This window comes from Planktothrix sp. FACHB-1365 (assembly GCF_014697575.1).
Taxonomy (GTDB): domain Bacteria; phylum Cyanobacteriota; class Cyanobacteriia; order Cyanobacteriales; family Microcoleaceae; genus Planktothrix.
In genome coordinates this window covers 85981-97973 of record NZ_JACJSC010000004.1, presented here as the reverse complement: position 1 = coordinate 97973, position 11993 = coordinate 85981, and the positions used below count along the sequence as shown (strand labels likewise).

General features: G+C 37.6%; 8 protein-coding genes. 7 read left to right on the top strand and 1 reads right to left on the bottom strand.

Annotated features, from left to right (window positions below; all coding sequences use genetic code 11):
* The first annotated feature begins 309 nt into the window (after positions 1–309).
* The 4 genes from H6G57_RS07880 (at position 310) to H6G57_RS07865 (ending at position 7625) form a co-directional block, all read left to right on the top strand.
* The gene (locus H6G57_RS07880; RefSeq protein WP_190517457.1) at positions 310–1773 is read left to right on the top strand and encodes a glycoside hydrolase family 13 protein; all 1464 of its coding nucleotides are present in this window, start codon (positions 310–312) and stop codon (positions 1771–1773) included.
* A 140-nt stretch (positions 1774–1913) separates the two neighbouring features.
* On the top strand, positions 1914–3110 hold the full coding sequence (locus tag H6G57_RS07875; protein ID WP_190517664.1) for a M20 family metallopeptidase: 1197 nt from the start codon (positions 1914–1916) through the stop codon (positions 3108–3110).
* A 91-nt stretch (positions 3111–3201) separates the two neighbouring features.
* Positions 3202–4401 carry a hypothetical protein gene (locus tag H6G57_RS07870; RefSeq protein ID WP_190517455.1) on the top strand — a complete coding sequence of 400 codons (1200 nt, stop codon included), beginning with the start codon at positions 3202–3204 and terminating at the stop codon, positions 4399–4401.
* Between the two features lie 89 nt (positions 4402–4490).
* Entirely contained in the window at positions 4491–7625 is a 3135-nt protein-coding gene (locus H6G57_RS07865; RefSeq protein WP_190517453.1) for an Hsp70 family protein, read from the top strand.
* A 167-nt stretch (positions 7626–7792) separates the two neighbouring features.
* Here H6G57_RS07865 and mnmG read toward each other — a convergent pair whose 3' ends face one another.
* On the bottom strand, positions 7793–9709 hold the full coding sequence (gene mnmG, locus H6G57_RS07860; protein WP_190517452.1) for a tRNA uridine-5-carboxymethylaminomethyl(34) synthesis enzyme MnmG: 1917 nt from the start codon (positions 9707–9709) through the stop codon (positions 7793–7795).
* A gap of 100 nt (positions 9710–9809) precedes the next feature.
* On the opposite strand from mnmG, the gene H6G57_RS07855 reads away from it, so the two are divergent.
* From H6G57_RS07855 to H6G57_RS07845, 3 genes are read left to right on the top strand one after another with little or no spacing between them, the layout of a single operon-like run.
* Positions 9810–9998, top strand: a complete 189-nt coding sequence (locus tag H6G57_RS07855) for a type II toxin-antitoxin system Phd/YefM family antitoxin (protein ID WP_190517450.1) — start codon at positions 9810–9812, stop codon at positions 9996–9998.
* 24 nt (positions 9999–10022) lie between these two features.
* Positions 10023–11348, top strand: coding sequence for an AAA family ATPase (locus H6G57_RS07850; protein ID WP_190517449.1), 1326 nt, complete (start codon positions 10023–10025; stop codon positions 11346–11348).
* A 3-nt stretch (positions 11349–11351) separates the two neighbouring features.
* Positions 11352–11942: a hypothetical protein gene (locus H6G57_RS07845; protein ID WP_190517447.1), complete on the top strand. Its 591-nt coding sequence runs from the start codon at positions 11352–11354 to the stop codon at positions 11940–11942.
* Positions 11943–11993 lie beyond the last annotated feature (51 nt).

Sequence of the window (11993 nt, the reverse complement as noted above, 5' to 3'; positions counted from 1 at the left end):
AGGGCCAAGGAATTGTTCAAGAAGGATTGAATTTTCAGGGTTGAATCGTTTCTACCTACATCGTTGTTGATAATTCTTTCTTCCAGGGGGAACAGGTAATTTATTATTTGATTAGAAGGCTTGATCTTTTTAAATAACAATAACTAGGGCTATAATCACTAATGTCCCGGCTCAGTTTAGTTAAGTTAAATGAAGTAATTTTGTGAAATTTTGCTTAACTTTAGAATTTCTGCCAAAATTTACACCTAAAGTCAGAGGTTAAATAGGATAGAGGCTTTTACTGTATTTTGGATGAGTTATAAGGATTCTATGATTGTACAAACGCCTGATTGGGTCAAACACGCGGTATTTTATCAAATTTTTCCCGATCGCTTTGCTCAAGCTGCTATTCCCCGCAAAAAATTGTTAAGTTCTAATCGCTGGGAACAATGGGATTTACCACCGAGTTTACAAGGATATAAAGGAGGAAATTTATGGGGAGTGATAGAACAATTAGATTATTTACAAGATTTAGGGATTAATGCCATTTATTTTACCCCGATTTTTCAATCGGCTTCTAATCATCGTTACCATACCCATGATTATTATCAAATTGACCCCATCTTAGGCGGAAATCCAGCGTTTGAGGAAATGCTAAAAGCGGCTCATCAACGCAATATTAAAGTAGTTTTAGATGGGGTATTTAATCATGCCAGTCGGGGCTTTTTTCAGTTTCATGATATTTTAGAAAATGGCCCCCATTCTCCTTGGTTAGATTGGTTTAAAATTGAAGACTGGCCGTTATCTGCTTATGATGGCAGTAAACCTGCAAATTATGTGGGTTGGGTGGGAAATCGAGCTTTACCTCAATTTAATCATGATAATCCTGAAGTTAGGGAATATATCATGGAAGTTGCCGAATATTGGGTGGATTTTGGTATAGATGGTTGGCGTTTAGATGTGCCTTTTGAAGTCAAAACTCCGGGGTTTTGGAAGGAATTTCGAGAGCGAGTGAAAGCGGTTAATCCAGAAGCTTATATTGTGGGAGAAGTGTGGGGAGATTCCAGAGAATGGTTAGATGGAACCCAATTTGACGGGGTGATGAATTATTTATTTGCTGGCCCAACCATTGCGTTTACCGCAGGCGATCGCGTTAAAATGGAATTAGTCGAAAGCCCTTCTTATTCTCCCTATCCTCGCTTATTTGCAAAAGAATATGGAGAAAAAATTCAAGGGTTATTAGAGTTATATCCTTGGGAAATTCAACTCACCCAATTGAATTTACTCGATAGCCATGATACCGCCCGATTAATTAGTATCGCAGGAGGAGATAAAGTCACGGTTCAATTAGCAACTTTATTGTTATTTACTTTTCCCGGTGCACCCAGTATTTATTATGGAGATGAAGTGGGATTAGAAGGACAACTCGACCCTGACTCTCGCCGAACTTTCCCGATGAAAGAATCTTGGCATCAGGATGTTTTAGACTATCATAAAAAACTGATTGCTATTCGTCATCAGTATCAGGCATTACGAATCGGTTCCTACAAAATATTATATGCTGAAGGAATTGTTTATGGGTTTGCCCGATGCTTAGAAAACGAAGAAGTGATGGTTTGGGTGAATTCAGGAACTGAACCAGCCCATATTAATTGTACAGTTACCGATTTAAAAACCTGTCCGAATCGGTTAATTTATGGAGAAGGAAAAATTAGTTGGAAACCCGAAGATGAACACACAGAATTAGAGGTATACCTTCCCCCGCGTCAAGGGATAATTGTAGCGAATTTTTAGGATCTTCGAGGAGAGAAATTCCAGATCAGGGTATGGCAATGCCATGCCCTAGGGTTAGAAAATTACCCTATAATAAAGAATCAACTTTAATTGAATACTTGGTAATTTCATTCTAACCCATGACCCAGACTCCCCCATCTATGCTTGACAAAATTAAGGACATTGCGACTACTTTAGCACCTCGGTTAATTGAAATTCGTCGCCACATTCATGCACATCCAGAACTCAGTGGTCAAGAATATCAAACCTCTGCTTATGTGGCTGGGGTTTTGTCCTCCTGTGGAATTAAAGTTCAAGAAGGGGTGGGAAAAACGGGAGTTATCGGAGAACTCAAGGGAAACACCACCGCTTCCCGTTGGTTTGCCATTCGCACCGATATGGATGCTTTACCGATGACGGAATTAACGGGGTTAGAGTATGCTTCCCGACAGATGGGAGTCATGCACGCCTGCGGACACGACTTGCACACTACCTTGGGGTTAGGAACAGCGATGGTGTTATCTCAGTTAGGTCAGGAGTTCCCCGGAAAGGTGCGGTTTCTGTTTCAACCGGCGGAGGAAATTGCCAAAGGGGCGACCTGGATGGTACAGGATAACGTCATGGAGGATGTGGCGGCGATTTTGGGGGTTCATGTCTTCCCTAGTATTCCCGCCGGGTGTGTGGGACTGCGCCAAGGTGCGTTAACGGCGGCGGCGGATGATTTAGAATTAACCATTATCGGAGAGTCGGGTCATGGTGCACGACCTCATGAAGCAAAGGATGCCATCTGGATAGCCGCCCAGGTAATTACAATGTTACAACAAGCCATTAGTCGTACCCAAAATCCGTTAAGACCTGTGGTTTTATCCATTGGTCAAATTATGGGGGGACGGGCTCCTAATATTATTGCCGATCAAGTTAAACTATTAGGAACGGTGCGATCGCTTCATCCTGAAACCTACGAAGCTTTACCTAATTGGATTGAACAAATTGTTGCCAATGTCTGTCAAATGTATGGGGCAAATTATGAGTTAAATTATCGTCGGGGCGTTCCTTCGGTGCAAAATGACCCAATATTAACTCAAATTGTAGAAGAAACGGTACGAGAAGCCTTTGGCACTCAAGCTATTATTAATTTACCCGAACCCTCTTTAGGTGCAGAAGATTTTTCCGTTTATTTAGATTATGCACCAGGTATGATGTTTCGGTTGGGTGTCGGACACAAAAAGAAACAAAATTATCCCTTACATCATCCGAAATTTGAAATCGATGAATCTGCGATTATTACGGGAGTGGTGACATTAGCTTATTCTACTTATAAATATTGTCAGAAACAATTAACAATGGAAAAGAGTTAATCAACAGGTTGACTATTGTAAAGAAATGTAAAGTTTGCGTAACCCTTGGGGGAACTGCCTATAACTCTATAGTTCTTAACAGTTTCAACCCATGACCCGCGACTTTGAACCCAGTAAACCCATTAAACCCGCTTTAGCCCGTGCTCAACGTCCTTCTCCCTCCCTCGTTCAGTTAGATTTATCTGACCCGGTGTTAACCGCCTCTCCTTGGTATCAACTGGCTGAATTTTGCAATGAATCTTACAAAAATTTTATTCCTCGCAACGAAGAGTATCAACAAGAACAAAAAAATCTTGCACCCACTCAGAAAAAATGTGTAGAAATTCTCAGTAGCACCACATTTAATCATTGGGATGAACTCATTAAACGAAATTTTCGTTCTTTTGAACACCAACAAAAGAAAATAGCAGATCGCTTCTTTTTTAGATTATCTAAACGATATAGTGATTCTCCCCTGGAATGCCAACAAAAATTAAAACAGAACATTCAGACATTTATTGAGTTAGCTGAATATGCTTTACTAAAATCAGATAATCGAGATTTATTGAAAATTAGTGAATTTTCTGATAACCTCAAAGATCTGAATAATTCTCCCGAAAAAACCTTTTATTTCCTGAACCAACTGCCACAGCAATTAAACCCTTTGTTCCAATCTTTATTACTGAATTATTCAGAAGGATATCAAACCCTCTTAGAGTTGGGAGCTTCAGAGTTTTTAAAGGATTTTTGTTTCCAACTGCAAAAAAAATTCAAAATTACTTACACCGCTATTAAAGACCAAGCGGCTCAAGACTTAGTTCGGGAACTGGAAGAAACAAAAGTTAATCTTTGTCGTGAAATTGACTATTTAAAACAAGAAAATGCAGACTTAAAAGCAGAAATTCAAGCCATTGAAGCGCAAGCTTTTCAAGATGCCGTCTGTCAACTGACTCGAACCTTACAACATCGACCTCAGCCTATTTTAGACCAAATTGTTGACCTGTATCAACGCTTGAATAAACGCGCTGAACAAGGAGAAACTTTAAGCAATGATGATTTGAGAATTTTAATCATCTTAGGGTCTATCTTAGAAGCCTTGCGATCTCTAAATATTACCTCTTTTCCTGAAGATCTCCATCAAATCTTTCGGTTACGAGGAGAAGATTTGAACCAATATTCTTATATTGAAGGTTCCACCTTTGCCACTCCAGAAGATGAAAAAACCGTTTCCTGTGTTCGTTATGGTTGGCAAGTCGGTTCAGAAATTATTACCCCAGCACAAGTGAAAGAAAGTTCTCAACCCCAGGAATAAATGAATAATTCCTGTAGTTTTCAAGGCATTAGACTTGAGAACAATTAACTGAAATTATCCACTGTTTTACCCCATTATTAAGGTGAATTATGAACAATATTGCTGTTTTATTAGATTTAGATAATATCAAACCTCAATTATCGGAAATTGAAACGTTATGTGCTGAGTATGGAACCTTAATTGAACGCCGTGCCTTTTGTAATACTCCTGCGGTTTTAACCGCCTATGGCAATGCTTTTCGTGAATTTAAGTATCGATTTGAATTAACCCCTGGACTGGCAACCGTTCCCCAAGAAGTGGATCATTTAATTATTCAAACCACCCGTGAACTGATTGAAAACCCTAAATTTGATATTAAACTGATTGCAATTGTCAGTAATGATAATGGTTATGCACGATTATTTAGAGACTTAAAATTAAAAGGCATAAAAACCCTTGTTATTGGTAATCAAATCGGGAATCAATTGCGAGAAACTGCCGATCATGTCAGATTGTTACAGGGAATTATACAACCTATTTATATGGGAATTGATCTAGGAACAACTAATACCGTCATTGCCAGAGCAAATTTGAATTTAGTGACTCAACAATGGACAGCTACAGAACTTTCAATCCCGATTAAAAATGAACAAGGATCACTATTCAATCAATCCATGATTCCTTCCCATATCCGATTTAATTCTAAAACAGAAGCTGAAGTAGGGCAACATATTAAAACACAATATTATGCCTTTTCAGATAAAACTATTCTGTCTTGGAAACATAATATGGGTGTTTCTATCGATAATAAATCCTTTACTTATCAACTCAGTTCAGGAAATATTTTACCAGAAGAAGCGGCTTCTAAAATCCTATTACACTGTCGAAATGAATTAACCAAGCGATATAACGAAATGCAGGGAGTTGTCATTACTCATCCGGCTTCCTATGAATCTGATGCGATTGAAGCTACTCGAAAAGCTGCTATCTTAGCGGGATGGGAAGAAGGAGAAATTGTACTTTTAGCCGAACCTCAAGCGGCATTATATGACTTTCTTTATCGCATTCAAAAAGGAGAAATTCATCAAGTTTTTGATTTGAATCAACCTTGCAATATCTTGGTTTATGATTTGGGAGGAGGCACCCTCGATATTACCTTACATAATATTCAATGGAATCAAAGCAAGGCTGAATTTATTATTCAGGATCTTGCTATTGGTTCCCGTACCCGTGTCGGAGGTGATATTGTTGATCAATTAATTGCAGATTATATTCTGCAAAATGCTCCTAATGTTAAAAACTTGCCCGAAGGCGAACGAAAAAAACTCCGATATGAACTGGAAGTTTATGCAGAAAAATTTAAGAAAACCTGGGGAAGTGAGTACACTTATTCCAGTCAAAAGCAAAATTTTCAGTATTCTTTCCAAGGAGGATTTTTAAATGGGGACTGTCCCATTCTTTACTATATTAGTAGTAAGAAAATGCAGGAGATTTTATCTCCTTTACTCTGTGAAGATCTGAGTTTAGATCTTCTGGAAACCCTCAATCCTGAAACAGCGTTTAATGAATCTCCATTTACGGATCGATTCAATACATTTGTCGTTCCTATATTAGAAGTTTTGCTCAAAGCAAAACAAAATTTAGGTGAGATTCCCCCCATTGATTTTATTTTATTAAATGGAGGGATGACTTATTTTCCACCCATTCGAGAACGCTTAGGGAAACTCTTTGGTAAAGTTCCCCTTTTAGAAGAAAATCAACCGGATGTAGCCGTCGCACGGGGAGCCGCCCTTTATGCAGCAGGAGCTTTAAAATCCGTTGATCGCATTAATCCCACCAATATTCATTTAGAAGTCTCTGATAAAGGCGAACATAACTTACGTTTATTAATTAAGCAAGGGCAAAAATATCCCTATAAAACAATATTTAAAGGGTTTAAACTTCCCAATCAAGAAAGCGGTTATCTAGGGTTTAATATTTGGGTTGGAATGGGAAATAAACCCAATGTTAATACGAAATTACAACGCCAACGTCAAGTTAATTTTGAAGAGATTAAACAAGCTAATCTATCTCCGGGCTGTTTACTGGATATGGAAATTGAGTATACCTTTGATGAACGATTATTATTAACTTTAATTTCAGAATCAGGGGGGCGTTTTAAATTAGCTGTTGATTCGGAAATTGTTTCAATCCCTAACAAAGAAAAAACTAAGGAGACTTGTCCTTCGACCTCTAGTTTTTCTGAAGCAGAAATTACAATCCCCACCATTGACCGAAAACGAGCCGGACAAGCTATTATTCCAGGGATTCGAGTTAAATTTCCTGAGTGGGAGGCGTTAGCAAAAAGCCTGAATAATAACTGGAATAATGGTCACTTTCAAGACCGATTTAGGGAGTTAAGAATCAGAACAAAAACCTGCGAAAATCGCCAAGAAATTATTCATCATTTATTAGGATGGTTAGAATCGGGTCAAATCTTAGAAACATCCACATCTGGGATTAAAACCTTAATGGCGGTTCGCGGATTAACTGAAATTTTTGAAACCATCAGCACCGATGACAGTCTAGCATCGGGTTTAGAAACGCGATATCAACGATGGATTAAACAAAAATTTGAAACCGGGTTACATCAACTTTCTAATACTTTATTTACTGATATTGCAGAAACCCCAGGAAAATTACTGTGGAGAGGATTTGACCAACATCTAATTATAGCTTTTCGACGCTATCAACAACAACCCCAAGCTTTATCCTTTCTCAATTCCTTAGCTAAATGTGGTAAACCCACAGAAAATAGTCTGGATATTTTGCATCATGTTATCAAAACCAGTCCCCATATTGGACAGCGTGAAAAAGCAGCTTGGGCGTTAGGACGATTAATGAGTCCGGGTCAAACTGAAGAATGGAAACCTCAATTTGAAGACGTTGAAAAAGCTGCTCAATTCGCTTTAAATCAACTTGTTAAATCTGAAAATAAACCTCAAGTTGCTACAAATTTACTCGGATGTTTATATCTCTGTACCCTATGGAAAATCAAAGGAAAAGCCTTAAGTGATGAGATTTATCAACAAGTAGAACAGTTACCCAGTCGTAGTTTACCAGTTGACCAACAACTTCAGGGTTATCCGCAAATTCAAGCAACGTTTGAAGAACGACTGGAGTTATTGCCCAAATTATTAAATAGTCAAAACATTTCTAAAGAAGATGTCAAAAAAATCAATGTCTTTATTCTCGAAGTTTCTTAGAGTATAGCCAGTCTAAATGAATTGTACAATCATAATGAACCCAATTATTAATTCTAAACAATACCCAAGTTTTGGCTAGGGGTGAGGCGCGCCTCGCCCCTACACTGAATTGGATTTTCAGACTGATGTACAACTGATTTAAACTTACTATCAAAAATCAGTGAACTTTAAGAATTAAGACTCACCTGATGTTGACGATTTCGCACTTCTAAATAAATCAATAACGCATTAATATCAGCAGGATTAACCCCCCCAATTCTCGACGCTTGACCCACCGTTAACGGTTTAACTTTCATTAACTTTTCTCGTGCCTCCATAGATAAAGTTTCAATTTTCATGTAGTCCAAATCTTCAGGTAATGAACGATTTGACTGGCGACTCACTTGGTCAATTTGGTTTTGTTGGCGTTGCAGATACCCTGAATATTTAATCTCGATTTCTGTTCCTTCTTTCTCCAGTTGATTAAGATTAATATTGCCTAAATTATACTTTTCTAAATCAACGTAATGGAACCCTGGACGACGCAATAAATCCGCTAAGGTAATTGACCCTTTAATTTTTTGTTGGGTATCATTAAAAATTGCAATTCCCACCGAATCATTTTCCTTAATTCGAGTCGAGTATAACCGCTCTTTTTCAGCAATAATATTCTCTTGCTTCCGTTGAAATAACTCCCAACGACGGTCATCAATTAACCCAATTTCTCGACCCAAGGGCGTTAACCGTTCATCGGCATTATCAGACCGTAATAATAACCGATATTCAGACCGACTTGTTAACATTCGATAGGGTTCTCGCAAATCTTTGGTACACAAATCATCAATTAACGTGCCGATATAACTTTGTTCACGGGAAAATACAACCATCTGTTGATGTTTAACAAATCTTACCGCATTAATTCCGGCGACAAAACCTTGCGCTGCTGCTTCTTCATAGCCCGTTGTGCCATTAATTTGTCCCGCACAAAATAGCCCCTCAATTTTCTTCGTCATCAACGTAGGATAACATTGAGTTGCAGGTAAATAATCGTATTCCACCGCATAGGCTGGACGTAACATTGCACAATTTTCTAACCCTGGAAGACTTCTTAACATTTGCAATTGCAATGTTTCTGGTAAACCCGTCGAAAATCCTTGAATATACAACTCAGGAATATCTCGACCTTCCGGTTCAATAAAAATTTGATGACTTTCTTTATCCGCAAACCGAACAATTTTATCTTCAATACTCGGACAATAACGGGGGCCTTTTGAATCTACCCAACCGCCATAAACCGGAGATAAATGCAAGTTTTCTCGAATAATTCGATGGGTTTCGGCAGTCGTTCGAGTCAAATGACAACACATTTGTTCCCGTTCAATTTGAACGTCTGGGTCGAAACTAAACCACCGCACTTCTGTATCTCCCGGTTGCGGTTCTAACTTAGAATAATCTACAGACCGTTTATCAACTCGCGCCGGAGTTCCGGTTTTTAATCGTCCCGTTTCAAAGCCTAAACGGTTGAGAGTTTCTGTTAACCCAATAGCTGCAAATTCTCCCGCCCGTCCAGCCGCCATTGATTTATTTCCAACCCAAATTATTCCCCCTAAAAATGTACCCGTTGTTAAAATAACAGCTTGACATTTAAAAGCAACTCCAAAATAAGTTTCAACCCCAATAATTTCTTGATTTTTACCTAAAATTAAATCCGTTACCATCCCTTCTCGGACAGTTAAATTATCCTGATTTTCAATAATATTTTTCATCACGGCGGCGTATTCTCGTTTATCGGTTTGAGCGCGTAACGCCCACACCGCAGGGCCACGAGAAATATTCAGCACCCGTTTTTGCAAATAGGTACGGTCGGCCATTTTGCCAATTTCCCCACCCAAAGCATCAACTTCATGGACGAGTTGAGACTTAGCAGGGCCTCCAACAGCCGGGTTGCAGGGTTGCCAAGCAATTTTATCCAAATTTAAGGTTAACAGCAGGGTACGGCATCCCAACCGCGCGGAAGCCAGCGCCGCCTCACAGCCTGAATGTCCAGCACCGACCACAACAATGTCAAATTCATCTAAAAATTCTACTGAGGATGTTAACGTCATAGGTTAGGTTAAGGTTTTATAGACTTATTTCTTGATTTTAGCGGTTAAAATTAATATCATCTTACGCTAAAGTTTTGATCAAGTTCAAGGGGAGTTAAAAATGACTAACGTTGATGTTACCGAAATTCAAGGGAATTTTTCAGAACTTTTGAGTCGTGTTGAACACGAGGGCGAGAAAGTTGTGATTGAGCAAAATGGTCAAGAATTAGTGACGTTAGAAGATGTTATTAAAGGTTATAATGTACTGTATGGAACTAATTTTACATTAGAAAATATTATCAATAATTAACTAAATACAAACTTGATTCGCTATATGCTAAAAAAAATACGTTTAGAACGATTTAAAAATTTCAAAGAAGCCGAATTAACTTTGGGTAATTTTACAATTTTAGTGGGGACTAATGCCACAGGAAAAAGTAATATCGGTGACGCTTTACGTTTTTTACATGGAATTAGTCGAGGTTATAATTTAGCTGAAATATTAGGAGAAAAGTGGGGACAAGGAGGTTTTTTAGAATGGGAAGGTATTAGAGGAGGAAAACAAAACATTACTTTTCAAAATTCTCCAACTTTTGCTATAGAAGTCACTTTATATTTTCCTGAAGAATTTGAATGTGATGAAGAAGGAAGTTTTATTTTTACAACTCAAGATGAATATGAATTAATCTATCGCCTAGAAGTTAATCCAGGAATTAATGGTAAACAGCCTAAAGTTATAGAGGAAAGTTTATATTATGAAAAATCTCTTAAACTTAAAATTGAGAATTTACCTAATAATTCTGGAAAAATGTTACTTCAGATATATGAGAATTCAGAAACTAAGAAAATCATAGAATTTCCAACAAAAGCCGATAAACCCCTACTGATGGATAGCGATTTAATAAAGAACATCTTTACTGAAAATAAAATAAATGAAAGTATTTCTCACGATATAGATTTTTACATTAATGAAGTTTCAGGCGAATTCATTAATTTACAATTCTTAGATTTATTTCCTGATGCGATGCGAAGACCCTCTAACCCAGGTCAAAATATTTTAGGAGATCGTGGAGAAAACTTATCTTCAGTATTACAAGCAATTTGTGAAAATCCAACCCGTAAAATCGCTGTATTAGAATGGTTAAAAGCATTAACCCCAATGGATGCGACGGATTTAGAATTTGTTACAGATATAACGGGTAAAATCTTACTGGTATTAATAGAAGCGAATGGTCAAAAAATCCCAATTATTAGTGCATCCGATGGAACTTTAAGATTTTTAGCTATCATTGCAGCCTTATTTAATGAATCTGATGATTTACCTAATTTTAGTTGTTATTTCTTGGAAGAATTAGATAACGGTCTTCATCCCACCCGTTTACATCTTCTCATAGAATTAATTGAAACTCGTGTTAAACAAACTAACTTGCAAATTATTGCCACAACCCATTCCTCGCAACTGCTAAGATTATTAAGTTATGAGACTTTACAAAATACCTCTTTAACTTATCGCTTAGAAAATCAACCCGATGCCAAAATTAAAAGAATTTTTGATATCTCCCCAGAAACAGAAACTTTAATTAAAGAACAAAGTTTAGCTCGTCTCCATGAGTCAGGATGGTTAGAAAATATTATGGAATTTTCTCAGGAGGAGGAATAGTTTATGAAAGTTTTAGTTATTCCTGAAGATTTCCGTAAAGATCAATATATGCTCAAACCCATTATCAAAGCAATGATGTCAAACTTAGGGAAAATAAAAGCTCAGGTTCAAGTTTGCCAAGATCCCCTATTAGGTGGAGTTAATGAAGCTTTAAAACTTGAAAATATATTAGCTATTATTGAACAGTATCGCGGAAAAGCTGATTTATTTATATTATGTGTTGACCGTGATGGGAAAGGGGGACGAAAACAAGCGTTAAACAAACTAGAACAAGAAGCAGCAAAAATTTTAACATCTCGTCAGAGTTTACTTTTAGCGGAAAATGCTTGGCAAGAAATAGAGGTATGGGTATTAGCTGGATATGATTTACCTTCGGAATGGAAATGGCAGGAAGTCCGTCAAGAAGAACATCCAAAAGAAATGTATTTTTTCCCTTTAGCTCAACAAAAAAATTTGTTAGAAACCCCAGGAGAGGGTCGAAGAATTATGGGGGAAGAAGCGGCAAGAAATTATCAACGGTTACGCCAACTTTGCCCAGAAGATTTGGCGAATTTAGAACAGCGAATTAAAGACTGGATAGATAAAGTAAAATAAAGCAATATTTTTCTTTTAATTGTATACAATTATTCAATTTGTGGCAACTCC

Excerpts from the sequence above, each read along its gene's own strand:
- H6G57_RS07880 (WP_190517457.1), top strand. The coding sequence starts at position 310 with ATGATTGTACAAACGCCTGATTGGGTCAAACACGCGGTATTTTATCAA.
- H6G57_RS07875 (WP_190517664.1), top strand. The coding sequence starts at position 1,914 with ATGCTTGACAAAATTAAGGACATTGCGACTACTTTAGCACCTCGGTTA.
- H6G57_RS07870 (WP_190517455.1), top strand. The coding sequence starts at position 3,202 with ATGACCCGCGACTTTGAACCCAGTAAACCCATTAAACCCGCTTTAGCC.
- H6G57_RS07865 (WP_190517453.1), top strand. The coding sequence starts at position 4,491 with ATGAACAATATTGCTGTTTTATTAGATTTAGATAATATCAAACCTCAA.
- mnmG (WP_190517452.1), bottom strand. The coding sequence starts at position 9,709 with ATGACGTTAACATCCTCAGTAGAATTTTTAGATGAATTTGACATTGTT.
- H6G57_RS07855 (WP_190517450.1), top strand. The coding sequence starts at position 9,810 with ATGACTAACGTTGATGTTACCGAAATTCAAGGGAATTTTTCAGAACTT.
- H6G57_RS07850 (WP_190517449.1), top strand. The coding sequence starts at position 10,023 with ATGCTAAAAAAAATACGTTTAGAACGATTTAAAAATTTCAAAGAAGCC.
- H6G57_RS07845 (WP_190517447.1), top strand. The coding sequence starts at position 11,352 with ATGAAAGTTTTAGTTATTCCTGAAGATTTCCGTAAAGATCAATATATG.